Below are 26,099 nucleotides of genomic sequence, written 5' to 3'. Positions count from 1 at the left end.
GCACAGGGGATGGCGGGACCTTGGGCACTGCAATTGCGTTTAAGTTCTTTACTTGTAGCTTGCGGCTTAAAACTTGTCGCTGCGAAGTCCTATAATGCGCGCCGGTTTTTTAGGTGATGGTCATGAGTACAGAAGATCCACGGTTTGCCGGCGTCGCCCGTTTGTATGGCATTGAAGGCCTGGAGCGGCTACGGGCGGCCCATGTGGCGATCGTCGGCGTCGGCGGTGTTGGTTCCTGGGCGGCTGAAGCCATTGCCCGTTGCGGGGTGGGGGAAATCTCGCTGTTCGACCTGGACGATGTCTGCGTCAGCAACAGCAACCGGCAACTGCATGCCCTGGACAGCACCGTGGGACGACCCAAGGTCGAGGTCATGGCCGAGCGCCTGCGGGGCATCAACCCAGGGTGCACGGTGCATGCGGTCACGGACTTCGTCACCCGTGACACCATGGCCGAATACATCACCCCGAACATCGATTGCGTGATCGACTGCATCGACAGCGTGAACGCCAAGGCAGCGCTGATCGCCTGGTGCAAGCGGCGCAAGATCCAGATCATCACCACGGGCGGGGCCGGCGGGCAGATCGACCCCACCCTGATCCAGGTCTGCGACCTGAACCGCACCTTCAACGATCCGTTGGCTTCCAAGGTGCGCTCCACGTTGCGGCGCGACTATGGTTTTTCGCGAACCGTGACCCGGCACTACAGCGTGCCGTGCGTGTTTTCCACCGAGCAGCTGCGCTATCCCAAGCCGGACGGCAGCATCTGCCTGCAGAAGAGCTTCGTCGGTGATGGGGTCAAGCTCGACTGCGCCGGTGGCTTTGGTGCGGTGATGATGGTGACCGCGACCTTCGGCATGGTGGCGGCGACCAAGGCCGTGGACAAGCTGGTGGCCGGCGTGCGCCGTCCGTCCGAGCGCAGCAAGGCGGTGTAGCCTTGCGGCCATAGGCATTCACGGACTGGCCCGTGTAGCCGCTGCCGCAGGCTGCGCACGGGCGCGTAGCGGCCGCTGGGTCTTGAATCCGCTGAAGGTCCTTCGGCCCTTGTCGCAGCCTCGCGGGCTTGGTAGCGGCTACAGGGCGCTGGCCAGTTCGCTCATCCGTTGCAGCACTGCATTCAGGCCGTTGGCGCGTGAGGGCGAGAGTTGGCGTGACAGGCCCAATTGGTTGAACCAGTCCGCCAGGTCCACCTCGCGCAGCGCGGGCGCCGACAGGCCGTTGACGCGTGCCAGCAGCAGCGCCACCAGGCCTCGGATCAGCCGCGCATCGGTGGCGGCGGCAAAGTGCCAATGGTCCTCATGCAGGGTCGCCACCAGCCAGACCTGGCTTTCGCAACCCTGTACCCGATTGGCCTCGGTCCTGGCGCTTTCGTCCAGGGCCGGCAGGCGTTCGCCCCACTGCATCAGCAGGCGTGCCCGTTGCTCCCAGCCGGCCGCGTCCTGGAATACCCGCAATGCCGTGCTGGCGTCTTCCGGCAGGCTCATCGCAGCAGCTCCAGGGCCTGGTCCAGGGCCTCGAAGAGGCGTTCCAGATCCTCCGAGTCGTTGTACAGCGCCAGCGATACACGGATCGCCCCGTGCAGCCCGAGGCTCTTGAGCAGGGGCATGGCGCAGTGATGTCCGGCGCGCACTGCGACGCCCTGCTCGGTCAGCAGGTGCGCCAGGTCGGCGTTATGCACGCCATCGACCACGAAGCTGACCAGTGCCAGTTGCGGCGTACCCAGCAGGCGAATGCCGTTGCGGGCCTGCAGCCCGTGCAGCAGGTAGGCATGCAGTTTTTCTTCATGTTCGGCGACGGCTTGCTGGTCGAGGCCGCCAAGGTAGTCCAGGGTGGCGCCCAGGCCGATGACACCGGCGATGGGCGGAGTGCCGGCCTCGAAGCCCAGGGGCGCCGGACGGAAGCTGGCGTGCTGGTAATCGGCGTCCTGCACCATTTCTCCGCCGAACTGCCAGTGGCGCAGCTCCTTGAGCGCCGAGTGGCGGCCGAAGAGCACGCCGACTCCATCGGGGCCGTACAGCTTGTGGCTGGAGAACACGTAGAAGTCACAACCCAGGGCCTGCACGTCATGCCGGCCATGGACCACGCCCTGGGCGCCGTCGATCACGGTCAAGGCACCCTGCGCCCTGGCCATGGCCAGCAGCGGGGTCAGCGGCTGCCAGGCACCGAGGACGTTGGACAGCTGGCTGACCGCCAGCAAGCGGGTACGTGGGCCGATCAGGCGGCTGGCCGCCTCGATGTCGATCAGTCCGTCGGCGTCCAGTGGCAGGATCACCAGGCCCAGTCCGCGGCGTTGGGCCAGTTGCTGCCAGGGCAACAGGTTGGCGTGGTGTTCCAGGGCGCTGACGACGATTTCATCGCCCGCCTGGAATTGATGTTCGAGGCCATAGGCCAGGAGGTTCAGCGCAGAAGTCGCGCCATGGGTAAAGACGATCTGTCCGCAATCGCCGACATTGAGCCATTGGCCGACCTTGCTGCGGCTGTCTTCGAAAGCCTGGGTGGCATGGGCGCCGGGCAGGTGCTGGGCACGGTGCACGTTGGCCGCGCCATTGGCGTAGTAGTGCGCCAGGGCATCCAGCAGGGCCTGGGGCTTCTGGGTGGTGGCGGCGTTGTCCAGGTAGGTCTGGTCCTGACGTTGCAGGGCGGCGATGGCCGGGAAGTCGGCGCGCCACGGGGAGGGAACAAGCATGATGGCGAAACTCGTTTGAACCGGCCGGGCGCTGATGATAAGCGCCCGGCGGGTTCCGGTGGAACCGAGTGCTGGGCTCGCTTAGTTGTGAGCGTGCAGCGCTTCGTTCAGCTCGATGGCCGACTTGTGGGTCTTGCACTCCACCGCGCCGGTTTCCGAGTTGCGGCGGAACAGCAGGTCAGGCTGGCCGGCCAGTTCTCGGGCCTTGAGCACCTTGACCAGCTGGTTGTTCTCGTCCAGCAGCGCCACCTTGGTTCCGGCGGTCACGTACAGGCCCGATTCCACGGTATTGCGATCGCCCAGGGGGATGCCGATGCCGGCGTTGGCACCGATCAGGCAGCCTTCGCCAACCTTGATCACGATATTGCCGCCGCCCGACAGGGTGCCCATGGTGGAGCAACCGCCACCCAGGTCCGAACCCTTGCCAACGAACACACCGGCCGATACACGGCCTTCGATCATGCCCGGGCCTTCGGTGCCGGCGTTGAAGTTGACGAAACCTTCGTGCATCACCGTGGTGCCTTCACCGATGTAGGCGCCCAGGCGGATCCGCGCGCTGTCAGCGATGCGCACGCCGCTCGGCACGACGTAGTCGGTCATTTTCGGGAACTTGTCCACCGAGAACACTTCCAGCAGCTCGCCGCGCAGGCGTGCTTCCAGCTGGCGCTCGGCCAGTTCGCCGAGGTCGATGGCGCCCTGGCTGGTCCAGGCGACGTTCGGCAGCAGCGGGAACACGCCGGCCAGGCTCAGGCCATGGGGCTTGACCAGGCGATGGGACAGCAGGTGCAGCTTCAGGTAAGCCTCTGGGGTGGAGGTCAGCTCGGTGTCTTCGGCCAGCAGGGTGGCGACCAGCGGCTTGTGGCTTTCGGCCAGGCGGGTCAGCAGGGCGACCTGGGTCGCGTCGATGCCCTTCAGCGCGTCGGCCATCTGGGCGGCCTGGGCGGTGGTGAACGTGATGGCCTGGTTGCCTTCGCTGTAGCCCAGGATCGGTGCGACCGCAGCGATGATTTCGGCGGATGGCTTGAGCAGTGGCGCGGCGTAGAACACCTCCAGCCACGCGCCTTGACGATTCTGGGTGCCGACACCGAAGGCCAGGCTGAACAGGGTAGTGGACATGCGGTTACCTCTTGCGAAATTGACTGGGCAGGCTTACTTGAGCGCTGCCGCGTAAAGGTCTGGCTTGAAGCCAATCAGGGTCTTGTCACCGAGATCGAGCACCGGGCGCTTGATCATCGAGGGTTGCGCGAGCATCAGTTCAACGGCCTTTGCCTGGTCGAGATCGGCTTTGCTTTCGTCATCGAGTTTGCGAAAGGTCGTGCCCGCGCGGTTCAACACCACCTGCCAGCCGTGTTCGTCGCACCATTGGTTCAGGTGCTCGCGGTCGATGCCGCAGGTTTTGTAGTCATGGAAGTCGTAGCTGACAGCGTGTTCATCGAGCCAGGTGCGCGCCTTTTTCATGGTGTCGCAGGCCTTGATGCCGAAAAGGTGCAACGTTTTGCTTGAAACGGTCAAGGAATTGCCCCCTTTGGAGATGCTGGAGATGAAAGGTCCGGGATTATGCCACGACCGCAGCGCTTAGGCGTCGGTGGCCGCGGGGCTTTGTCGCATCGTGTTGCGCCATCCCGGGCGTTGCGACTTAGGTGCAGCGGCGTCAGCGCAGTCTAAGCGGCTAATATGGCACTTGCGCGGCGAATTGTTGCCGCGTTTGTGTGTCTGCTTTGAACGTCCGGATCAGGAACTGCGCTTTATGCAAACCGCCTACACCGTCCTCATCCTGCTGATGCTGGTGAGCCTTTCGCGTCTTGTCGGGCGGGTGATCCCGTTGCCGCTGCCCCTGGTGCAGATCACGGCCGGAGCCTTGCTGGCCTGGCCGACCCTGGGCCTGCATGTGGCCCTGGACCCGGAGCTGTTTCTTTTCCTGTTCCTGCCGCCCCTGCTGTTTTCCGATGGCTGGCGCATGCCCAAGCGCGAGTTCTGGCGCCTGCGTGGCCCGATCCTGACCCTGGCCGTGGGGCTGGTGTTGTTCACCGTGGTCGGTGCCGGTTATTTCATCCACTGGCTGCTGCCCACCATTCCCCTGCCGGTGGCCTTCGCCCTGGCAGCGGTGCTGTCGCCCACCGACGCCGTGGCGGTGTCGGCGATTTCCCAGAATCGCCTGCCGACCCCGCTGATGCACATGCTCCAGGGCGAGGCGCTGATGAACGATGCTTCGGGCCTGGTGACCTTCAAGTTCGCCCTGGCAGCGGCGGTCACCGGGGTATTTTCCCTGGCCAACGCCAGCCTGACCTTCGTCCTGGTGGCGGTGGGCGGCCTTGCGGTAGGCGTGGCCCTGAGCTGGCTGGTGGGGCGCCTGCGGGCCTGGATGATCGCCCGCGGCTGGGATGATCCGGCGACCCATGTGGTGTTCATGTTGCTGCTGCCGTTCGCTGCCTATGTCCTGGCCGAGCGCCTGGGCGCCTCGGGGATTCTGTCGGCGGTGGCGGCGGGGATGATGCAGAGCTGGCTCGACTTGCTGCCCCGTCAGACCAGTACCCGGCTGCTCAATCGCAGCGTCTGGTCGTTGCTGGAATTTGCCTTCAATGGCCTGATCTTCCTGCTCTTGGGCCTGCAACTGCCGGACATCATCAAGGCGGTGGTCAGCCATGAGACTTCGCTCTGGCCGACCCTGGCCTATCGCTGCCTGGATGTGGTGGCGATCTTCCTGGTGCTGCTGGTGCTGCGTTTCATCTGGGTGCAGAGCATCTGGCGCTTGTCTGGCCTGCTGCGGCGCTGGCGTGGCAAGGGCGAGTTGACCCTGGTGCCCACAGCGCGCTCCTGCTGGCTGCTGACCCTGGGTGGGGTGCGTGGGGCGGTGACCCTGGCCGGCGTGATGTCGGTGCCGCTGTTCCTCGGTGCCGGCGAGGCCTTTCCTGAGCGCGACCTGCTGATCTTCATTGCCGCCGGGGTGATCCTGCTGTCCCTGGTAGCGGCCTGCATCGCCTTGCCGCTGTTGCTGCGTGGCATCGTCAAGAGCCCTGACGACAAGCGCCGAGGGGAGGTTCGGGATGCGTGGCGCAAGACCGCCGAGGCGGCGATTCATGCCCTGGAGGCCGAAGATGTGGCCGAAGCCAGCGAGGCTCCGGATGCGGCCCAGGCTGCACTGAGCAGCGAGCTCAAGGGGCGCTTGATGGCCGAGTACCGGCATCAGTTGGAGGTCTACAACGATTCTGCCGAGGCCCAGGCACTGGCCCAGCAGATGGACCTGCTGGAGCGTCACCTGCGGCTCAAGGCCCTGCGGGCGCAGCGGCTGGAGTTGTACCGCCTGAGCCGCCAGCATCAGATCGGCGACGATGTGCTGCGTGAAGTCCTGGCGGAACTGGACTTGAGCGAGGCGAACCTGGGGCAGGTGAAGTGACGCTGGTGTAGGAGCGAGCGGGCGGCGATCCGACTTGCCCGCGATTCAGACGACGCAGTGCACCTGATGCACCGCGTTATCGTTCATCGCGAGCAAGCTTCGCGCCTACAGGTTTGCGAGCTTATTGACGGCGCAACACGAAATCGCGAATCCGCTCGGCGGCCTCGACGCATTCGGCCAGTGGTGCCACCAGGGCCATGCGCACGCGACCGGCGCCGGGGTTGGTGCCGTCCACATCCCGCGACAGATAAGAGCCGGGGACCACGGTCACGTGTTCTTGTTCGAACAGGTCGCGGCAGAACGCTGCGTCGTCACCAGCCACGTTCGGCCACAGGTAGAAACTGCCGTCCGGGCGCTGCACGTCCATGACTGGCGAGAGGATTGCCAGCACCGCATCGAACTTCTCCCGGTACAGCGCGCGGTTGGCCCGAACATGGACTTCGTCGTTCCAGGCGGCGACGCTGGCCAGCTGGGTCTGCACCGGCATGGCGCAGCCGTGGTAGGTGCGGTACAGCAAGAAGCCCTTGAGGATCTCGGCATCACCGGCGACGAAACCCGAGCGCAGGCCTGGCAGGTTGGAGCGCTTGGACAGGCTGTGGAACACCACGCAGCGCTTGAAGTCCTTGCGGCCCAGCTCGGCGCAGGCGCTGAGCAGGCCGGGCGGGGGAGTCTGTTCGTCGAAATACAGCTCGCTGTAGCACTCGTCGGCGGCAATCACGAAGTCATGCTCGTCGGCCAGGGCGATCAGCTTCTTCAGGGTCGCCAGTGGAATCAGTGCGCCGGTAGGGTTGCCCGGTGAGCACAGGAACAGGATCTGGCAGCGCTGCCAGATCTCGGTCGGCACGGCATCGAAGTCCGGGTTGAAGCCGTTTTCGTCCAGGCACGGCAGGTAGTGCGGCTTGGCGCCAGCCAGGAACGCTGCACCCTCGTAGATCTGGTAGAACGGGTTGGGGCTGACGACCAGGGCGTCCTCGCCGCGATTGACCACGGTCTGGGTGAAGGCGAACAGGGCCTCGCGGGTGCCATTCACCGGCAGCACGTTACGTGCCGGGTCGATCCAGCCTTCCGGCACGCCGAAGCGCCGCTCGCACCAGGCGCCGATGGCTTCGCGCAGGGCCGGGATGCCCAGTGTGGTGGGGTACACCGCCATCTGGTCGAGGTTGCTGGCCAGGGCCTCGGCGACAAAGCTCGGCGAACGGTGCTTGGGTTCGCCGATGGACAAGGCGATGGGGCGCTTGTCCGGATTGGGTGTGACGGTGCCGAGCAAGGCGCGAAGCTTTTCGAACGGGTAGGGTTGCAGCTGGTTCAGAGCGTTGTTCATCGATGCAGGATCTCACTCAAAGCGTCGGTTCGTGCCCCGTCAGATGCTCAGACGGGTCATTTCGATAGTCGGTTCGTGGCTGACGCTCAACTGGCGGACGATCGCATCCTGCAGGCGACTGCACAGCTGGGGGTCGGAAAGGGGCTGGTTGTGCGCGTCGGTAATGAAGAACACGTCTTCCACGCGCTCGCCCAGGGTGGCGATCTTGGCGTTCTGCAGCGACAGGTCGAACTCCAGAAAGATCTTGCCGATACGGGCCAGCAGCCCAGGGCGGTCCGGGGCGCTGAGCTCGAGCACCGTGACCGGGCGCTGGGCGTCGGTGTGGATGGTCACCTCGGGGGCGAAAGCGAAATGCTTGAGCTGGCGCGGCACCCGGCGCTGGATGATGGTCGGGTAGTCGTCGGGGTTACGCAGGGCGTCGGTCAGGCCCTTGCGGATCTTCTCGACTCGCTGGGGGTTGTTGCCGATGGATTCGCCGTCGTTGTCCAGGACGATATAGGTGTCGAGGGTGAACTGGCTGCTGGAGGTGATGATCCGGGCGTCATGGATGTTCAGGTTGAGCTGGTCCATGGCGGCTACCGTCACCGCGAAGAAGTCGTGCTGGTCGGGGGCGTAGATGAAGATCTGGGTGCCGCCCTCGAACTCGCGCTGGGTGATTTCCTTGATCAGCACCAGCGGGCCGCCGTCGGCTGGCTGCTGGAGAATGGCGTCGCTGTGCCAGGCTACGTCGCCGGCGGTGTGACGCAGGAAGTAGTCGTCCCCTAGCTGTGACCACAGTTGCTCGACCTCGTCCGGATCGGTGCCGTTGCGCACCAGGATGTCCAGGGCCGCGCTCTGGGTCTGGCGGATCTGTTCTTCGCGATCCACCGGGTTTTCCAGGCCGCGGCGCAGGGCGCGCTTGGTCTCGGTGTAGAGCTGGCGCAGCAGGCTGGCGCGCCAGGAGTTCCACAGGCTGGGATTGGTGGCGTAGATATCGGCCACGGTCATCACATAGAGGTAGTCCAGGCGAGTCTGGTCGACGACGAACTGGGCGAAGTCGTGGATCACCTGCGGGTCGGACAGGTCCTTGCGCTGGGCCGTCGTGGACATCACCAGGTGGTTTTGCACCAGCCAGACGATCAGCCGGGTGTCCCACTGTGGTAGCTGGTGACGAATGCAGAATGCCTCGGCGTCCACCGCGCCGATTTCCGAATGGTCGCCCTGGCGACCCTTGCCGATGTCGTGGTACAGGCCGGCGAGGTAGATCAGCTCCGGCTTGGGCAGCTTGCCCATGAGCTTGCTGGCCAGCGGGAATTTTTCGGAGATCGGCGTGTACTGCAGTTTGCGCAGGTGCTTGATCAGGTTCAGCGTGTGGGCATCCACGGTATAGATGTGGAACAGGTCGTGCTGCATCTGCCCGACGATGAAGCCGAATTCCGGCAGATAGCGCCCGAGGATGCCGTAGCGATTCATTCGTCGCAGGTTGCGGTGGATGCCGATCTCGCACTTGAACAGCTCGATGAACAGGCTGGTGTTGCGGATGTCGTGGCGAAAGTCGTCGTCGATCAGGTACCTGTGCTCGCGCAGCAGGCGAATGGTGTCGGCCCGCACGCCCTTGATCTCCGGGTGCTGGGCCATCAGCACGAAGATCTCCAGCATGGCGAACGGCGTGCGCTTGAACACGTTGTCGTTGATGGCCTCGATGTAGCCATCGTGCAACTGGAAGCGGGTGTTGATCGGCTGGGGCGGTGCTTCGTCTTCGGGGGCGAGGATCACCTCTTCGAAGTGCTGGATGATCAGGTCGCTCAATTGGGCGATGCTCATCACCACGCGGTAGTACTGCTGCATGAAGCTTTCGATGCTCTGCTTGGCATCTTCGCCTTCGAAGCCCAGCAGGGTGGCAATGGAGCGCTGGTGGTCGAGCAGCAGGCGGTCTTCGGCGCGCCCGGCGAGCATGTGCAGGGCATAACGCACGCGCCAGAGGAACTCCTGGGAGGAGGCCAGCAGGGCGTTCTCGTTTTCCAGCAGAAAAGCCTCGCCCGCCAGGGCGCGCAGATTCAGGGTGCCGTACTGGCGGCGAGCGACCCAGAGAATGGTCTGGATATCCCGCAGGCCGCCGGGGGAGCCCTTGACGTTTGGTTCGAGGTTGTACTCGGTGTCGTTGTACTTGTGGTGGCGGGCCTTCTGCTCGGTGCGCTTGGCCAGGAAAAAATCCTTGCTTGGCCACATGTGCTCGGTGCTGGTGACTTCCAGCATGCGCTGGCGCAGGCGCTCCGGGCCGCAGATGGTACGGCTCTCCATCAGGTTGGTGACCACCGTCAGGTCGGCGCGTGCCTCTTCGGCGCACTCATCTACCGAACGCACGCTCTGTCCGACTTCCAGGCCGATATCCCATAGCAGCGTGAGAAAACGCTCGATGGAATCACGAAATATCTCGTGATCGGCATTGTTCAACAGTATCAGCAGGTCGATGTCGGAGTAGGGATGCAGCTCGCCGCGTCCGTAGCCGCCGACCGCCACCAGGGCGATGTCGGCTTCGTCGCTCCAGCTGAACTGGTCCCAGGCCTTCTGCAGGATGTTGTCGATGAACCAGGCGCGGTCCTCGATGAGCCGGCGGATTTCCCGTCCGCTGCGAAAGCGGTTGTCGAGCACTTCCCGTGCCTGGCGGATGGCTTTCTTGAAGGCGGCGATAGGGCTGGCCTTCAATGCCAGTTCCGCCTGGAACTGGCCGCGGTCGAAGAGTTCGGGGTCCACCTGCGGCATCGATTGGCTTTCCTTTCTATCTATAAGGTCGGGACGCGCCGTTGTGGATCAGGCGGACACTCGGGCAATGGTGTCATCGCTGCGCAGCGTGAAGATCTCGTAGCCGGTCTCGGTCACCAGCAGGGTGTGCTCCCACTGCGCCGACAGCTTGCGATCCTTGGTGATGGCGGTCCAGCCGTCGCCCAGGACCTTGGTGTCGGCCTTGCCCTGGTTGATCATCGGCTCGATGGTGAAGGTCATGCCGGCCTTGAGCTCCATGCCGGTGCCCGCGCGGCCGTAGTGCAGGATCTGCGGTTCCTCGTGGAATACCTTGCCGATGCCGTGGCCGCAGAACTCGCGGACCACCGAGAAACCGTTCTTTTCCGCGTGTTTCTGGATTACTTCGCCGATATCGCCCAGGCGGCAGCCTGGCTTGACCAGTTCGATGGCCTTGTACATGCATTCCTGGGTGATCTGCGACAAGCGTTCGGCCCAGACCGGCACGGTGCCGACGTGGAACATGCGGCTGGTGTCGCCGTGGTAGCCGTCCTTGATGACGGTGACGTCGATGTTCAGGGTGTCGCCATCCTTCAGCGGCTTCTCGTTGGGAATGCCGTGGCACACCACGTGGTTGATCGAGGTGCAGATGGACTTGGGGAAGCCCTTGTAGTTCAGCGGGGCCGGGATCGCGCCTTGCACGTTGACGATGTAGTCATGGCAGATGCGGTCCAGTTCTTCGGTGGTGACGCCGGGTTTGACATGCTCGGCAATCATTTCCAGCACTTCGGCGGCCAGTTTGCCGGCGACACGCATTTGAGCGATGTCCTCGGGGGTTTTGAGGGTGACGGTCATACAGGCTCTCTTGACGCTCAGGGGCGCGATAAACACGGAATGGCTCGAAAACCCGCATGCACAAGGCTTGGCCTGCGATGGGCCAGCGAGGTTTTCAGCAGCCGCAAAGGTGCGATTCTAACAGAGGCTCAGTGCAAATCTGAGGTTCTGCTGGCGCTTCTCTCTATACAATGGTGCATTCTGGACCGATTCCAAGAGGTGGGCAAAAAAGGTGGCGGATTGGCGGATGTGAATCCGGGTTCCGTTTTTGCCCTTGCTGTGGTATAAAATGCGCCGCTTTCCGGGGATGCCCCGAAAAGCTCAAACCCACACACGTGTCGACACGATGACCTGGGTGCCCTCAGCACAAGCTGTTGGTTGGTCATTGGGATACGTGGAGGCCTAACCCGACTTATTAAGGAACTATCATGTCCCAAGTCAACATGCGCGATATGCTGAAGGCCGGTGTGCACTTCGGTCACCAAACTCGTTACTGGAATCCGAAAATGGGCAAGTACATTTTCGGCGCGCGTAACAAGATTCACATCATCAACCTTGAAAAAACCCTGCCAATGTTCAACGAAGCTCTGACTTTCGTAGAGCGTCTGGCCCAGGGCAAAAACAAGATTCTGTTCGTCGGCACCAAGCGTTCCGCTGGCAAGATCGTTGCTGAAGAAGCAGCACGTTGCGGTTCGCCGTACGTCGATCACCGCTGGTTGGGCGGCATGCTGACCAACTACAAGACCATCCGTGCCTCGATCAAGCGTCTGCGCGATCTGGAAGTTCAGGCTGAAGACGGTACTTTCGCCAAGCTGACCAAGAAAGAGGCGCTGATGCGCTCTCGCGACCTGGAAAAGCTGGATCGCTCCCTGGGTGGTATCAAGGACATGGGCGGTCTGCCTGACGCACTGTTCGTCATCGACGTTGATCACGAGCGCATCGCGATCACCGAAGCCAACAAGCTGGGCATCCCGGTCATCGGCGTTGTCGATACCAACAGCAGCCCGGAAGGCGTTGACTACATCATCCCAGGCAACGATGACGCCATTCGCGCCATCCAGCTGTACATGGGTTCGATGGCTGATGCCGTGATCCGTGGTCGCAACAACGTTGCTGGCGGCACCGAAGTGTTCGAAGAAGCTGCAGCACCGGCGGCTGAAGCCTGAGTAACTGACGCGTAGCGTTTACTCAGCACGCAAAAAGGGGGCTTGGCCCCCTTTTTGCCAACTCGAAAATCATTTCGTCGTGGCGGCCCGACAGTTTTTGTAATGCGCGGCTGCTATGAAATGGATTCGGGGTAGTGCCCAAGAATTGAGCGCCCGTTCGATCGGGTGGAATGGTTGAAAACCTATCCAAGAGGATTTTGAAAATGGCAGAGATTACTGCAGCGCTGGTCAAAGAACTGCGCGAGCGTACCGGCGAAGGCATGATGGACTGCAAGAAGGCCCTGACCAAGGCCGGCGGCGACATCGAAAAAGCCATTGATGACATGCGTGCCTCCGGCGCGATCAAGGCTGCCAAGAAAGCAGGCAACGTTGCTGCTGAAGGCGCCATCGCCATCAAGGACGACGGCAAAGTCGCCGTTCTGCTGGAAGTCAACTCGCAGACCGACTTCCTGGCTCTGCAGGACGACTTCAAGGCATTCGTTGCTGCCAGCGTTGAAAAAGCCTTCGCTGACAAGCTGACCGATGTAGCTCCGCTGATCGAGGCTCAAGAAGCTGATCGCCTGGTTCTGGTCGGCAAGACTGGCGAAAACGTCAACATCCGTCGCCTGGCTCGCGTTGAAGGTGACGTGGTCGGTACTTACCTGCACGGTAACAAGATCGGTGTTGCGGTTGTCCTGAAAGGCGGTTCGGTTGAGCTGGCCAAGGACATCGCCATGCACGTGGCTGCCAGCAACCCTGAGTTCCTGCTGCCAACGCAAGTTTCCGCTGAGGCCATCGAGCGCGAGAAAGCCGTGTTCCTGCAGCTGAACGAAGACAAGATGAAAGGCAAGCCAGCCGAAATCGTTGAGAAGATGATCGCTGGCCGTATCAGCAAGTTCCTGGCCGAAGCCAGCCTGGTTGAGCAAGCCTTCGTCAAGGATCCAGAAACCACCGTTGGTGCTCTGGCCAAGAAAGGCGGCGCTGAAATCGTTTCCTTCACTCGCTTCGCCGTAGGCGAAGGCATCGAGAAGAAAGAAGACAACTTCGCCGAAGAAGTTGCTGCACAACTGGCTGCTGCCAAGCAACAGTAAGACGGTTCTTCAACTGTCGCCCGAAAGAGGCTGCCCGCTCACGCGCGCAGCCTCTTTTCAAATGGGCAGGGCACTTTAGTTGCCTGCTTCGGAACCTGCTTACAAAGTCGTGTTCTGATGGCGCTGTGACAGCGTCAAGCTAGAGTGAACGCAAGCTGAAAACAGCTCGCAGAGAATTTTTAAAATACGCCGCAGGAGAGATTCGCAATGGCTCAGCAGGGCAGTGGTTATCAAGCTCGCTATAAACGCATTCTACTCAAGCTTAGCGGCGAGGCCCTGATGGGCTCGGAAGAGTTCGGGATCGATCCCAAGGTGCTGGATCGCATGGCGCTGGAAGTCGGCCAATTGGTCGGTATCGGTGTCCAGGTAGGCCTGGTGATCGGTGGCGGCAACCTGTTCCGTGGTGCTGCGTTGAGCGCGGCCGGGATGGATCGGGTCACAGGTGACCACATGGGCATGCTGGCCACGGTGATGAATGGCCTGGCCATGCGTGACGCGCTGGAACGTGCCAATATCTCGGCCATCGTGATGTCGGCTATTTCCATGGTCGGCGTGACCGATCACTATGACCGCCGCAAGGCCATGCGCCACCTGAACTCCAAGGAAGTGGTGATCTTCGCGGCCGGTACCGGTAACCCGTTCTTCACCACCGACTCCGCAGCGTGCCTGCGGGCGATCGAGATCGACGCTGACGTCGTTCTCAAGGCGACCAAGGTCGATGGTGTTTACACTGCAGATCCGTTCAAGGACCCGCATGCCGAGAAGTTCGATCATCTGACTTACGATGAAGTGCTGGATCGCAAGCTGGGGGTGATGGACCTGACGGCTATCTGCCTGTGCCGCGACCACAAGATGCCGCTGCGGGTATTTAACATGAACAAGCCCGGCGCCCTGCTGAACATCGTGCATGGTGGCGCTGAAGGAACCCTGATCGAGGAAGGCGAACAATGATCAACGAAATCAAGAAAGACGCTCAGGAACGCATGAAGAAGAGCCTGGAGTCCCTGGCCCATGCATTCGGCCAGATCCGTACTGGCAAGGCGCACCCCAGCATTCTGGGTAGCGTGATGGTGCCTTACTACGGTACCGATACTCCGTTGAGCGGCGTCGCCAACGTGACGGTAAAGGACTCCCAGACCCTGCAGGTCGTGCCATTCGAGCGCAATATGCTGGGGGCAATCGACAAGGCCATTGGCAGTGCCGGCCTGAACCTCAACCCGACCAACCTGGGTGAGCTGCTGCTGATCAAGATGGCCCCGCTGACCGAGGAAACCCGCAAGGGCTTTACCAAGCAGGCGCGTGCCGCGGCAGAGGATGCACGGGTTGCGGTGCGCAATATTCGTCGCGACGCTCTGGGCGAGTTGAAGAAGCTGAGCAAGGACAAAGCCATCAGCGAAGATGAAGAGCGCCGTGGTGGTGCCGAAATCGACAAGCTGATCAAGGAGTTCGAAGGTCAGATTGCCAAGGCGACCGAGGAAAAAGAAAAGGACCTGATGGCCGTATAAGGATCAGGACGTTTTCATGGAAAAGATCAAACAGCCTGTGCCGTCTTCGGTTCCGCGTCATGTCGCGATCATCATGGACGGGAACAACCGTTGGGCAAAAAAACGCTTTTTGCCGGGTGTCGCCGGGCATAAGGCGGGTGTTGATGCGGTGCGTGCCGTCATTGAAGTGTGTGCCGAGGCCAAGGTTGAAGTTCTGACCCTGTTTGCCTTTTCCAGTGAAAACTGGCAGCGCCCGGCTGATGAGGTCAGCGCTTTGATGGACCTGTTCTTCAAGGCGCTGCGTCGTGAGGCAAAGCGCCTCAATGACAACAACATCAGCCTGCGGATCATTGGCGACCGTTCGCGCTTCCATCCCGAGTTGCAGGCGGCGATGCGTGAAGCGGAAGCCATTACCGCTGGCAGTGATCGTTTCATCCTGCAGATCGCCGCCAACTACGGCGGCCAGTGGGATATCGCTCAGGCTGCCCAGCGCCTGGCGCGAGAAGTGCAGGCCGGGCACTTGCGGCCCGAAGACATCACGCCGGACCTGTTGCAGACCTGCCTGGCGACGGGCGACCTGCCGTTGCCGGACCTGTGCATTCGTACGGGGGGCGAGCACCGCATCAGCAATTTCCTGTTGTGGCAGCTGGCTTATGCCGAGCTGTATTTCTCCGACCTGTTCTGGCCGGACTTCAAACACGATGCCATGCGCCATGCGCTGGCCGATTACGCATCTCGCCAGCGGCGCTTCGGTAAGACGAGCGAGCAGGTCGAGGCTGGAGCCCGGGTTTAATGCTCAAACAACGAATCATTACTGCGCTGATCCTGTTGCCGATTGCCTTGTGCGGGTTTTTCCTGCTCGAGGGATCGAGTTTCGCCCTGTTCATCGGCCTGGTGGTTGTCCTGGGTGGTTGGGAGTGGGCTCGCCTGGCAGGTTTCAGCGCGCAGCCGGCACGGATCGCTTATGCGTTGGTCGTGGCGGCGCTGTTGTTCCTGATGCACCTGGTTCCAGGTGTCGCCCCCTGGGTCCTGGGGGCGGCGATGCTGTGGTGGGCGCTGGCGACATTCCTGGTGCTCACCTATCCCCGTACCCATGAGCAGTGGTCCGGGGCCGCGCCCAAGCTGCTGATTGGCCTTTTGATCCTGCTGCCGGCCTGGCAGGGCCTGGTATTCATCAAGCAGCTGCCGCTGGGCAACTGGTTGATCATGGCGGTGATGGTGCTGGTCTGGGGCGCGGATATCGGTGCCTACTTTTCTGGCAGGGCTTTTGGCAAGCGCAAGCTGGCGCCTCAGGTCAGTCCAGGCAAGAGCTGGGAAGGCGTGTATGGCGGCCTGGCATTGAGCCTGGTGATTACCGCGGTGGTAGGGCTGGTGCGCGACTGGAGCTTCGGCCAGTTGGTCATGGGGCTGCTGGGTGCGGCCATCGTGGTTTTCATCTCGGTGGTTGGCGACCTGACCGAAAGCATGTTCAAGCGTCAGGCCGGCATCAAGGACAGCAGCAACCTGCTGCCTGGTCATGGTGGTGTTCTCGATCGAATTGACAGCCTGACTGCCGCGATCCCGGTATTTGCGGTGCTGCTGTGGATGGCTGCACCGTGAGTGGCGTGCAGCAGATCACGGTCCTGGGGGCTACTGGCTCCATTGGCCTGAGCACGTTGGATGTCATCGCTCGGCATCCGGATCGTTATAAGGTGTTCGCACTCACAGGTTTCAGTCGTCTGGCCGAGCTGTTGGCCCTGTGTGTACGCCATGTCCCGCGCTTTGCCGTCGTGCCGCAGGAGGTTGCCGCCAGGCGTCTGCAGGAAGACCTGCAAGCTGCCGGGTTGCCGACACGGGTGCTGGTAGGGGAGCAGGGTCTATGCGAGGTCGCGTCGGCTCCCGAGGTCGATGCGGTGATGGCGGCGATTGTCGGTGCTGCGGGCCTGCGCCCCACCCTGGCAGCGGTGCATGCCGGCAAGAAGATCCTGCTGGCCAACAAGGAAGCGCTGGTGATGTCCGGCGCCCTGTTCATGCAGGCGGTGGGCAGTAGCGGCTCGGTGTTGCTGCCTATCGACAGCGAGCACAACGCGATATTCCAGTGCATGCCGGGTGATTTTTCCCGGGGTCTGAGCCAGGTTGGGGTACGCAGGATTCTGCTGACCGCTTCGGGTGGCCCGTTCCGGCAGACGCCTCTGGCTGAGTTGGAGCATGTCACGCCGGAACAGGCCTGCGCTCATCCGAACTGGTCCATGGGTCGCAAGATCTCGGTGGATTCGGCGAGCATGATGAACAAGGGCCTGGAACTGATAGAGGCATGCTGGTTGTTCGATGCCAAGCCTGCCCAGGTCGAGGTGGTCGTGCATCCGCAAAGTGTGATCCACTCGCTGGTGGACTACGTTGACGGTTCGGTACTGGCGCAACTGGGAAATCCCGACATGCGCACGCCTATCGCCAACGCCCTGGCCTGGCCTGAGCGGATAGATTCCGGTGTGGCGCCATTGGACCTGTTTGCCATCGCTCGCCTGGACTTCCAGGCGCCCGATGAGCAGCGGTTCCCATGCTTGCGGCTGGCTCGCCAGGCGGCGGAGGCGGGTGACAGTGCCCCGGCGATGTTGAATGCAGCGAATGAAGTGGCGGTTTCGGCATTTCTCGAACGGCGCATCCGCTACCTGGAGATCCCTAGTATCATCGACGAAGTTTTGTGTCGTGAGCCTGTGGTTGCGGTCAACGAGCTGGATGCCGTATTTGCGGCGGATACTCAGGCCCGAAACCTGGCAAACCAATGGTTGCAGCGTAACGGGCGATAGAATTCGCGACCCGCGTGAGTGACGACGAATAGGATTGCGGAGAAAGCAGATGAGCGCGCTCTATATGATTGTCGGCACCCTGGTAGCCCTGGGAGTGCTGGTCACCTTCCATGAATTCGGTCATTTCTGGGTCGCGCGCCGTTGTGGCGTCAAGGTGCTGCGCTTTTCCGTGGGCTTCGGAATGCCCCTGGTGCGCTGGCACGATCGTCGAGGCACCGAGTTCGTGATCGCCGCCATTCCGCTGGGCGGCTACGTGAAGATGCTCGATGAGCGTGAAGGTGAAGTAGCGCCTGAAGAGCTCGATCAATCCTTCAATCGCAAGTCTGTTCGTCAGCGTATTGCCATTGTTGCGGCGGGCCCGGTTGCCAACTTCCTCCTGGCCCTGGTTTTTTTCTGGGGGCTGGCGATGCTGGGCAGCCAGCAGGTGCGCCCGGTCATCGGTGAGGTAGAAGCCGGCAGCATCGCTGACAAGGCTGGCTTGAACTCTGGTCAGGAAATCATTTCCATCGATGGCGAGCCGACCTCCGGCTGGGCTGCGGTGAACCTTCAACTGGTACGCCGTCTGGGTGAGAGCGGCACCGTGCAGGTGCAGGTCCGAGAGCAGGGCGCCACGGTGGATTCACCGCGCCAGCTGATTCTGGACAAGTGGCTCAAGGGGGCCGACGAGCCTGATCCGATCCGCTCCCTGGGCATTCGCCCCTGGCGTCCTGCCCTGCCGCCGGTACTGGCTGAGCTCGATCCGAAAGGCCCGGCTCAGGCGGCGGGCCTGAAGACCGGCGACCACCTGCTGGCCCTGGATGGCCAGGCGGTCAATGATTGGCAGCAGGTGGTCGACTGGGTACGCGTACGCCCCGCGGCCACGATCGTACTGCGGGTCGAGCGCGACGGTGCTCGGATCGATGTTCCCGTGACCCTGGCGAGCCGAGGCGAAAGCAAGGCGCCGAGTGGTTATCTGGGGGCGGGAGTCAAGGCTGTCGATTGGCCGCCGCAGATGCTCCGTGAAGTCAGGTATGGCCCGCTGGAGGCGATAGGCGAAGGCGCCCGGCGCACTTGGACCATGAGCGTCCTGACCCTCGAATCGCTGAAGAAAATGTTGTTCGGCGAGCTCTCGGTAAAAAACTTGAGCGGACCGATAACCATTGCTAAAGTGGCGGGCGCTTCTGCCCAGTCGGGCATTGCCGATTTCTTGAATTTCCTTGCTTATCTGAGTATTAGCCTGGGCGTTCTGAATTTGTTGCCCATTCCGGTGTTGGATGGGGGGCATTTGTTGTTTTATCTGATCGAGTGGGTGCGTGGTCGCCCCTTGTCGGATCGGGTGCAAGGTTGGGGGATACAGATCGGTATCAGCTTGGTGGTCGGAGTCATGCTGCTTGCTCTGGTCAACGATCTGGGTCGTCTGTAACGCTTCGCTGAATTGCGAATCTGCCGCATTTTGCGGCAGTTTGTTTATTGCCAGTTGGAATAAGAAAGGACTTCATGAAACGTCTGCTGCTAACTGCGGTTCTCTCCGTATTGATGATCGCCGAAGTTCACGCCGAGTCCTTCACTATCTCCGATATCCGTGTCAACGGCCTCCAGCGCGTTTCCGCGGGTAGCGTCTTTGGTGCCTTGCCGTTGAACGTCGGCGAGCAGGCGGACGACCGTCGCCTGGTGGAATCCACTCGTGCGCTGTTCAAAACCGGTTTCTTTCAAGACATCCAGCTCGGCCGCGATGGCAACGTCCTGGTCATCACGGTGGTCGAGCGGCCGTCGGTTGCCAGCATCGAGATCGAAGGCAACAAGGCGATCTCCACTGACGACCTGATGAAAGGTCTGAAGCAGTCCGGTCTGGCCGAAGGCGAAATCTTCCAGCGAGCGACCCTTGAAGGGGTGCGTAACGAGCTGCAGCGCCAATATGTCGCGCAGGGCCGTTACTCGGCTTCCGTCGAGACCGAAGTGGTTCCGCAGCCGCGCAACCGTGTCGGGCTGAAGGTGAAGATCAACGAGGGTACGGTTGCGGCGATCCAGCACATCAACGTGGTAGGCAACACCGTCTTCCCGGATGATGACCTGATTGGCCTGTTCGAACTCAAGACCACCAACTGGCTTTCGTTCTTCAAGAATGACGACAAGTACGCCCGTGAAAAACTTTCCGGTGACCTGGAGCGCCTGCGTTCCTACTACCTGGATCGTGGTTATATCAACATGGATATCGCTTCGACCCAGGTGTCCATCACTCCGGACAAGAAACACGTCTATATCACTGTCAATATCAACGAAGGCGAGAAGTACAGCGTTCGCGACGTCAAGCTCAGCGGCGACTTGAAAGTGCCTGAAGATCAGGTCAAGGCCCTGTTGCTGGTCGAGAAAGGCCAGGTGTTCTCGCGCAAGCTGATGACCACGACTTCCGAGCTGATCACGCGTCGCCTCGGTAACGATGGCTACACCTTCGCCAACGTCAACGGCGTGCCTCAGCCCCACGACGATGATCACACCGTCGACATCACGTTCGTGGTGGATCCGGGCAAGCGTGCCTATGTCAATCGCATCAACTTCCGTGGCAACACCAAGTCCGAGGACGAAGTGTTGCGCCGTGAAATGCGCCAGATGGAAGGCGGCTGGGCCTCGACCTACCTGATCGACCAGTCCAAGACTCGTCTTGAGCGCCTGGGGTTCTTCAAGGAAGTCAACGTCGAGACTCCGGCTGTACCGGGTGTCGATGACCAGGTCGATGTCAACTACGCCGTTGAAGAGCAGGCTTCGGGCTCGATCACCGCCAGTGTCGGTTTCGCCCAGAGCGCCGGCCTGATCCTCGGTGGCTCGATCACCCAGAACAACTTCCTGGGTACCGGCAACAAGGTCAGCATCGGCCTGACCCGCAGCGAATACCAGAGCCGCTACAACTTCGGCTACGTAGACCCCTACTGGACTGCCGATGGCGTGAGCCTGGGCTATAACGCCTTCTATCGCACCACTGACTACAAGGACCTCGATGTCGATGTAGCCAGCTATGCGGTGGACAGCCTGGGTGCTGGTGTCAGCGTGGGTTACCCGATCAGCGAGACTTCGCGCCTGACGTTCGGCTTGACCGCCCAACAGGACAAGATCAAGACCGGTCGCTACACCGTCGACGAAATCTTCGACTTCGTGAACAAGCAGGGCAAGAGCTACCTGAACTTCAAGGCCTCTGCCGGCTGGTCCGAATCGACGCTGAACAAAGGTGTTCTGGCGACGCGCGGTCATTCGCAAAGCCTGGTGCTGGAAACCACGACTCCGGGCAGCGACCTGTCGTTCTTCAAGCTTGATTACCGTGGCCAGTTGTTCACTCCGCTGACTGACAACTACACCATGCGGTTCCATACCGAGCTGGGTTATGGCGACGGTTTTGGCGATACCAAGGGCCTGCCGTTCTACGAGAACTACTATGCCGGCGGCTTCAACTCGGTTCGTGGTTTCAAGGACAGCACCCTGGGTCCGCGCAGTACGCCTAGTCGTGGTGTGGGTGTGACAGGTAACGTGGGCACATCCAGCGACCCTGACCAGGATCCGCTGCCGTTCGGTGGTAACGTGTTGATCCAGGGTGGTGCGGAATTGCTGTTCCCTCTGCCATTCGTCAAGGACCAGCGTTCCTTGCGTACCTCCCTGTTCTGGGATGTCGGTAACGTCTTCAGCTCTCGTTGTGAAAAGACGTCCAACACCATTGCGGCGTCGAACGTGAAGCCGGAATGCAACGATGTCAGTCTCAGCAACCTGGCCAGTTCGGTGGGTGTCGGCGTGACGTGGGTCACCGCTCTGGGTCCATTGAGCTTCGCCCTGGCGATGCCGATCAAGAAACCGAATGACGCTGAAACTCAGGTGTTCCAATTCTCTCTCGGCCAGACTTTCTAAGCCTCTGGCCCAAGACAACGACAATGGATTTTGTAGGAGTGCATCGTGCGTAAGTTGACTCAATTGGTTCTCCTGGCCTCTGTACTGGTCGCGAGCCCGGCATTTGCCGATATGAAGATCGCCGTCCTGAACTATCAGATGGCCCTGCTGGAATCGGATGCAGCGAAGAAGTATGCCGTGGATGCCGAGAAGAAGTTCGGCCCACAACTGAACAAGCTCAAGACCCTGGAAAGCAGCGCCAAGGGCATCCAGGACCGCCTGGTCGCCGGTGGCGACAAGATGCAGCAGGGCGAGCGTGAGCGTCTGGAGCTCGAGTTCAAGCAAAAGGCCCGTGACTTCCAGTTCCAATCCAAGGAACTGAACGAAGCCAAGGCCGTGGCTGACCGCGAGATGCTCAAGCAACTCAAGCCAAAGCTGGATAGCGCCGTTGAAGAAGTCATCAAGAAAGGTGCTTTCGACCTGGTCTTCGAGCGTGGCGCAGTGATTGATGTCAAGCCACAGTACGACATCACTCGCCAGGTTATCGAGCGCATGAATCAGCTGAAGTAAGCCATGACCGCAATTATGAAACTCGGCCAGCTGGCCGAGTTCCTCGGCGCCACCTTGCGTGGCGACGCGGAGAAGCAAATCAGTGGGCTGGCCACCTTGCAGGAGGCCGGCCCATCTCAGTTGAGCTTTTTGGCAAATCCGCAATACCGCAAGTACCTGGTTGATAGCCAGGCTGGCGCAGTATTGTTGAAGGCTGCCGAAGCCCAGACCTATACCGGCGATGCATTGGTGGTGGCTGATCCTTACCTGGCCTACGCCCGTGTGTCCCATTTCTTCGACCCCAAGCCCAAGGCCCCGGCTGGCATCCACCCGTCCGCGGTGATCGCCGCTGATGCACAGGTGGACCCGACGGCCAGTATCGGCGCCTTCGTGGTGGTCGAAAGTGAGGCCCGGGTCGAAGCCGGCGTGACCGTCGGTGCCCATTGCGTCATTGGCGCTCGTAGCGTCGTGGGCGAGGGCGGTTGGTTGGCGCCACGAGTGACCCTGTACCACGATGTGCGCATCGGCAAGCGGGTGGTGATCCAGTCCGGTGCCGTGCTGGGTGCGGAAGGGTTCGGTTTCGCCAACTCGAAGGGCGTCTGGCACAAGATTGCCCAGGTAGGTGGCGTGACTATCGGTGATGATGTGGAGATTGGCGTGAACACGGCAATCGATCGTGGGGCGTTGGCCGACACCATCATTGGTAACGGTGTGAAGCTCGACAACCAGATCCAGATCGCCCATAACGTCCAGGTGGGTGATCACACCGCGATGGCTGCTTGCGTGGGGATTTCCGGCAGCACCAAGATCGGCAAGCATTGCATGCTCGCTGGCGGTGTTGGCCTGGTGGGCCATATCGAGATTTGTGACAACGTATTCCTCACCGGGATGACCATGGTGACCCACTCGATTACCGAGGCGGGTGCCTATTCTTCCGGTACGGCCATGCAACCGGCTGCCGAGTGGCGCAAAAGCGCGGCCCGCATCCGCCAGCTCGATGATATCGCGCGGCGTTTGCGCCAGTTGGAAAAGCGCGTTGGGGACGTGACCCCCGACGGCAATGCTTCATCAGATGGCTGATACCATTTCCATATCAAGTGTGCACAGCCGCTAGACTGCCTCCTTGATTTGCTAGAGGAGCGTGCGTTGAGCGTACGCTCCCAATCTTTACTACAGGCTTCCTCCCGAAATGATGGACATCAACGAGATTCGCGAATACCTGCCTCACCGTTACCCTTTCCTGCTGGTGGATCGGGTAGTGGATCTGGATGTCGAGGGCAAGTGCATTCGTGCCTACAAGAATGTCAGCATCAACGAGCCGTTCTTCAATGGCCACTTCCCTGCGCATCCGATCATGCCAGGCGTGCTGATCATCGAGGCCATGGCCCAGGCTGCAGGCATTCTTGGTTTCAAGATGCTCGACGTGAAGCCGGCCGACGGTACCCTCTACTACTTCGTCGGCTCCGACAAGCTGCGCTTCCGCCAGCCGGTGCTGCCGGGCGACCAGTTGATCCTCGAGGCCAAGTTCATCAGCTGCAAGCGGCAGATCTGGAAGTTCGAATGCCAGGCTTCGGTCGACGGCAAGCCAGTATGCTCCGCTGAAATCATCTGCGCGGAACGCAAACTATGAGTTTGATTGACCCTCGCGCAATCATCGATCCGACGGCCGTCCTGGCCGACGACGTTGAGGTTGGCCCGTGGTCGATCATCGGCGCTGGTGTGGAAATCGGCGAGGGTACAGTGATCGGGCCCCATGTGATTCTCAAGGGCCCGACCCGCATTGGTCGGCACAACCGCATCTACCAGTTTTCGTCGATCGGCGAGGACACGCCTGACCTCAAGTACAAGGGCGAGGAAACCCGCCTGGTGATCGGTGACCACAACGTGATCCGCGAAGGCGTGACCATTCACCGTGGCACGGTCCAGGATCGTTCCGAAACCACCCTCGGCGATCACAACCTGATCATGGCCTATGCCCACATCGGCCACGACAGCGTGATCGGCAATCACTGCATCCTGGTCAACAACACCGCGTTGGCTGGCCATGTGCATGTGGAAGACTGGGCGATTCTTTCCGGTTTTACCCTGGTACATCAGTACTGCCATATTGGCGCCCACAGCTTTTCCGGCATGGGCACCGCCATCGGCAAGGATGTGCCGGCGTTCGTCACGGTGTTCGGCAACCCTGCCGAAGCCCGCAGCATGAACTTCGAAGGCATGCGCCGTCGTGGTTTCAGCGATGATTCGATCCATGCCCTGCGCCGTGCCTACAAAGTGGTTTACCGCCAGGGGTTGACGGTGGACCAGGCCTTGGCCGAATTAAGCGAAGCGGCCGAGCAGTACCCTGAGGTCGCGCTGTTTCGCGATTCTATCCAGTCGTCGACTCGTGGCATCACCCGCTAATCATGGACACTCTGCGTATTGCGCTGGTGGCTGGCGAAGCTTCCGGCGACATTCTCGGTGCCGGTCTGATGCGAGCCCTGAAGGCCCAGCATCCAGCCGTCGAATTCATGGGTGTCGGTGGGCCGTTGATGGAGGCCGAGGGCCTGACCTCCTATTTCCCCATGGAGCGCCTGGCGGTCATGGGGCTGGTGGAAGTCCTCGGGCGCCTGCGTGAGCTGCTGGCCCGGCGCAAGAAGTTGGTCCAGACCCTGATCGCCGAGAAACCGGACGTTTTCATCGGAATCGATGCGCCGGACTTCACCCTTAATATCGAACTCAAGCTGCGTCAGGCCGGGATCAAGACCGTGCACTACGTCAGCCCTTCGGTATGGGCCTGGCGGCAGAAGCGGGTACTGAAAATCCGCGAAGGTTGCGACCTGATGCTGACCCTGTTTCCGTTCGAAGCCAGGTTCTACGAAGAAAAGAGCGTGCCGGTGAAATTCGTCGGCCATTCGCTGGCCGATGCCATTCCTCTGCAAGCCGACCGGGCGGCGGCTCGCGCCGAGCTTGGCTTGCCCGACGGGCCGTTGGTGGCGTTGATGCCAGGCAGTCGTGGCGGCGAAGTCGGGCGTCTGGGCTGCCTGTTCCTGGATGCGGCCGAGCGCCTGCGCGGCATGTGTCCGGGCGTGCGTTTCATCCTGCCTTGCGCCAATGCCCAGCGCCGTACCCAGTTGGAGGAAATGCTGACGGGGCGCGATCTGCCGCTGACTCTGCTCGATGGCCAGTCCCACAAGGCCCTGGCGGCCTGCGATGCGGTACTGATCGCCTCGGGCACGGCGACGCTGGAGGCCTTGCTCTACAAGCGGCCGATGGTTGTGGCCTACCGCTTGGCGCCGCTGACGTTCTGGATTCTCAAGCGCATGGTCAAGAGTCCGTATGTTTCCCTGCCCAACCTGCTGGCCCAGCGTTTGCTGGTGCCTGAGTTGCTGCAGGACGACGCGACTGCCGAAGCGCTGGCGGCGACCTTGCTGCCCTTGATCCATGGTGGTGAAGAGCAGACCAGCGGTTTCGACCAGATCCATCGCACCTTGCGTCGTGACGCCTCCAACCAGGCCGCGCAAGCAGTGCTTGAACTGATAGGTAAAGCCCGATGAGCAATTCCAAGATGCAGATGGGCCTGGATTTCACCTTGGTGGCCGATGCCGAGGACCTGGTGGCCGGCGTTGATGAAGTCGGTCGCGGCCCTCTGTGCGGCGCGGTCGTCACTGCTGCGGTAATCCTTGACCCAAAACGGCCGATCCTTGGTCTCAACGACTCCAAGAAACTGACCGAGGCCCGTCGCGAGAAACTGTTCGACGAGATCTGCGAGAAGGCCCTGAGCTGGTGCATTGCTCGGGCGGAAGTCGAGGAAATCGATGAGCTGAACATTCTTCACGCCACCATGCTGGCCATGCAGCGGGCGGTGGAAGGCTTGAGCGTGACGCCGAAGCTGGCAATGATCGATGGCAATCGCTGCCCCAAGCTGGGGATGCCAGCCGAAGCGGTGGTCAAGGGTGATAGCAAGGTTCCGGCGATTGCTGCGGCTTCGATCCTGGCCAAAGTCAGTCGCGATCGCGAGATGGCCGCTTTCGACTTGATCTATCCGGGCTACGGCCTCGGTGGCCACAAGGGTTATCCGACTCCGGTTCACCTTGAAGCCCTGGCACGTCTTGGGCCGACCCCAATTCACCGGCGCTCTTTCGCTCCAGTCCGCCAGGCCTATGAAGCGCGTGAAGCGCTGAGCCTGGTTCAGCCTTGAGGCTGATGTTTTAACCAAGGCCCGGTACAATCCGGCTGCTTTAAAGCTCCAGGAACGACGGCAACAGC

24 protein-coding genes are annotated in these 26,099 nt (G+C 61.3%); 17 read left to right on the top strand and 7 right to left on the bottom strand.

The window, feature by feature from the left end; all coding sequences use genetic code 11:
• Positions 1 to 116 precede the first annotated feature (116 nt).
• Positions 117 to 932 (top strand): tRNA cyclic N6-threonylcarbamoyladenosine(37) synthase TcdA, encoded by an 816-nt coding sequence (tcdA, locus tag LGQ10_RS13290; protein WP_058436559.1) that lies wholly within the window; start codon positions 117 to 119, stop codon positions 930 to 932.
• A 138-nt stretch (positions 933 to 1,070) separates the two neighbouring features.
• Here the strand turns inward: tcdA and LGQ10_RS13285 are convergent, their stop codons facing one another.
• The 4 genes from LGQ10_RS13285 to LGQ10_RS13270 all read right to left on the bottom strand — a co-directional run bounded on the left by LGQ10_RS13285 (position 1,071) and on the right by LGQ10_RS13270 (position 4,195).
• Entirely contained in the window at positions 1,071 to 1,481 is a 411-nt protein-coding gene (locus tag LGQ10_RS13285; RefSeq protein ID WP_226525810.1) for a SufE family protein, read from the bottom strand.
• The gene (locus LGQ10_RS13280) at positions 1,478 to 2,683 is read right to left on the bottom strand and encodes an aminotransferase class V-fold PLP-dependent enzyme (RefSeq protein ID WP_226525809.1); all 1,206 of its coding nucleotides are present in this window, start codon (positions 2,681 to 2,683) and stop codon (positions 1,478 to 1,480) included. Before LGQ10_RS13280 ends, LGQ10_RS13285 begins: the two co-directional genes overlap by 4 nt.
• An 81-nt stretch (positions 2,684 to 2,764) precedes the next feature.
• A complete protein-coding gene (gene dapD, locus LGQ10_RS13275; RefSeq protein ID WP_226525808.1) occupies positions 2,765 to 3,799 on the bottom strand; it encodes a 2,3,4,5-tetrahydropyridine-2,6-dicarboxylate N-succinyltransferase in 1,035 nt (344 codons plus the stop codon).
• Between the two features lie 33 nt (positions 3,800 to 3,832).
• On the bottom strand, positions 3,833 to 4,195 hold the full coding sequence (locus LGQ10_RS13270) for an ArsC family reductase (RefSeq protein WP_058433452.1): 363 nt from the start codon (positions 4,193 to 4,195) through the stop codon (positions 3,833 to 3,835).
• Positions 4,196 to 4,430: 235 nt separating this feature from the next.
• Here LGQ10_RS13270 and LGQ10_RS13265 point away from each other — a divergent pair, with 235 nt between their 5' ends.
• Complete coding sequence (locus LGQ10_RS13265; RefSeq protein WP_226525807.1) at positions 4,431 to 6,077, top strand: Na+/H+ antiporter; 1,647 nt, start codon at positions 4,431 to 4,433, stop codon at positions 6,075 to 6,077.
• A gap of 121 nt (positions 6,078 to 6,198) precedes the next feature.
• On the opposite strand, the gene dapC is transcribed toward LGQ10_RS13265, so the two are convergent.
• Genes dapC through map form a run of 3 tightly spaced genes read right to left on the bottom strand, consistent with a single transcriptional unit; the run spans position 6,199 to position 10,971 of the window.
• A complete protein-coding gene (dapC, locus tag LGQ10_RS13260) occupies positions 6,199 to 7,398 on the bottom strand; it encodes a succinyldiaminopimelate transaminase (protein ID WP_226525806.1) in 1,200 nt (399 codons plus the stop codon).
• Between the two features lie 39 nt (positions 7,399 to 7,437).
• A complete protein-coding gene (locus LGQ10_RS13255; RefSeq protein WP_058434570.1) occupies positions 7,438 to 10,140 on the bottom strand; it encodes a [protein-PII] uridylyltransferase in 2,703 nt (900 codons plus the stop codon).
• A gap of 48 nt (positions 10,141 to 10,188) precedes the next feature.
• On the bottom strand, positions 10,189 to 10,971 hold the full coding sequence (gene map / locus LGQ10_RS13250; RefSeq protein WP_058434569.1) for a type I methionyl aminopeptidase: 783 nt from the start codon (positions 10,969 to 10,971) through the stop codon (positions 10,189 to 10,191).
• A 407-nt stretch (positions 10,972 to 11,378) separates the two neighbouring features.
• Here map and rpsB point away from each other — a divergent pair, with 407 nt between their 5' ends.
• The 15 genes from rpsB (at position 11,379) to rnhB (ending at position 26,031) form a co-directional block, all read left to right on the top strand.
• On the top strand, positions 11,379 to 12,116 hold the full coding sequence (rpsB, locus tag LGQ10_RS13245; protein ID WP_058434568.1) for a 30S ribosomal protein S2: 738 nt from the start codon (positions 11,379 to 11,381) through the stop codon (positions 12,114 to 12,116).
• A gap of 203 nt (positions 12,117 to 12,319) precedes the next feature.
• Positions 12,320 to 13,186, top strand: coding sequence for a translation elongation factor Ts (gene tsf, locus LGQ10_RS13240; protein ID WP_058434567.1), 867 nt, complete (start codon positions 12,320 to 12,322; stop codon positions 13,184 to 13,186).
• A 207-nt stretch (positions 13,187 to 13,393) separates the two neighbouring features.
• Positions 13,394 to 14,137 carry a UMP kinase gene (pyrH, locus tag LGQ10_RS13235; protein WP_007924076.1) on the top strand — a complete coding sequence of 248 codons (744 nt, stop codon included), beginning with the start codon at positions 13,394 to 13,396 and terminating at the stop codon, positions 14,135 to 14,137.
• Positions 14,134 to 14,691, top strand: coding sequence for a ribosome recycling factor (frr, locus tag LGQ10_RS13230; RefSeq protein WP_226525805.1), 558 nt, complete (start codon positions 14,134 to 14,136; stop codon positions 14,689 to 14,691). The genes pyrH and frr overlap by 4 nt, the downstream gene beginning before the upstream one ends.
• A gap of 16 nt (positions 14,692 to 14,707) precedes the next feature.
• Entirely contained in the window at positions 14,708 to 15,463 is a 756-nt protein-coding gene (gene uppS / locus LGQ10_RS13225; RefSeq protein ID WP_058434565.1) for a polyprenyl diphosphate synthase, read from the top strand.
• Entirely contained in the window at positions 15,463 to 16,269 is an 807-nt protein-coding gene (locus LGQ10_RS13220; protein WP_226525804.1) for a phosphatidate cytidylyltransferase, read from the top strand. The genes uppS and LGQ10_RS13220 overlap by 1 nt, the downstream gene beginning before the upstream one ends.
• The gene (ispC, locus tag LGQ10_RS13215) at positions 16,266 to 17,456 is read left to right on the top strand and encodes a 1-deoxy-D-xylulose-5-phosphate reductoisomerase (protein WP_226525803.1); all 1,191 of its coding nucleotides are present in this window, start codon (positions 16,266 to 16,268) and stop codon (positions 17,454 to 17,456) included. Before LGQ10_RS13220 ends, ispC begins: the two co-directional genes overlap by 4 nt.
• A gap of 49 nt (positions 17,457 to 17,505) precedes the next feature.
• Positions 17,506 to 18,858: a sigma E protease regulator RseP gene (rseP, locus tag LGQ10_RS13210; RefSeq protein WP_058434562.1), complete on the top strand. Its 1,353-nt coding sequence runs from the start codon at positions 17,506 to 17,508 to the stop codon at positions 18,856 to 18,858.
• A 74-nt stretch (positions 18,859 to 18,932) separates the two neighbouring features.
• Positions 18,933 to 21,323: an outer membrane protein assembly factor BamA gene (gene bamA, locus LGQ10_RS13205; RefSeq protein ID WP_058434561.1), complete on the top strand. Its 2,391-nt coding sequence runs from the start codon at positions 18,933 to 18,935 to the stop codon at positions 21,321 to 21,323.
• 45 nt (positions 21,324 to 21,368) lie between these two features.
• Complete coding sequence (locus tag LGQ10_RS13200) at positions 21,369 to 21,872, top strand: OmpH family outer membrane protein (RefSeq protein ID WP_058434560.1); 504 nt, start codon at positions 21,369 to 21,371, stop codon at positions 21,870 to 21,872.
• Positions 21,873 to 21,875: 3 nt separating this feature from the next.
• Positions 21,876 to 22,931, top strand: coding sequence for a UDP-3-O-(3-hydroxymyristoyl)glucosamine N-acyltransferase (gene lpxD / locus LGQ10_RS13195; RefSeq protein ID WP_058434559.1), 1,056 nt, complete (start codon positions 21,876 to 21,878; stop codon positions 22,929 to 22,931).
• 109 nt (positions 22,932 to 23,040) lie between these two features.
• Positions 23,041 to 23,481 carry a 3-hydroxyacyl-ACP dehydratase FabZ gene (gene fabZ, locus LGQ10_RS13190; protein ID WP_007924058.1) on the top strand — a complete coding sequence of 147 codons (441 nt, stop codon included), beginning with the start codon at positions 23,041 to 23,043 and terminating at the stop codon, positions 23,479 to 23,481.
• On the top strand, positions 23,478 to 24,254 hold the full coding sequence (gene lpxA, locus LGQ10_RS13185) for an acyl-ACP--UDP-N-acetylglucosamine O-acyltransferase (RefSeq protein ID WP_226525802.1): 777 nt from the start codon (positions 23,478 to 23,480) through the stop codon (positions 24,252 to 24,254). Before fabZ ends, lpxA begins: the two co-directional genes overlap by 4 nt.
• Positions 24,254 to 25,387 carry a lipid-A-disaccharide synthase gene (gene lpxB / locus LGQ10_RS13180; RefSeq protein ID WP_226526136.1) on the top strand — a complete coding sequence of 378 codons (1,134 nt, stop codon included), beginning with the start codon at positions 24,254 to 24,256 and terminating at the stop codon, positions 25,385 to 25,387. The genes lpxA and lpxB overlap by 1 nt, the downstream gene beginning before the upstream one ends.
• An 11-nt stretch (positions 25,388 to 25,398) precedes the next feature.
• Positions 25,399 to 26,031, top strand: coding sequence for a ribonuclease HII (rnhB, locus tag LGQ10_RS13175; protein ID WP_058436715.1), 633 nt, complete (start codon positions 25,399 to 25,401; stop codon positions 26,029 to 26,031).
• Positions 26,032 to 26,099: the final 68 nt, after the last annotated feature.

The organism is Pseudomonas sp. L5B5 (assembly GCF_020520285.1).
Classification (GTDB): Bacteria; Pseudomonadota; Gammaproteobacteria; order Pseudomonadales; family Pseudomonadaceae; genus Aquipseudomonas.
Note: the sequence above shows the minus strand (reverse complement) of the source record. Positions and strands in the feature narration are given on the sequence as shown.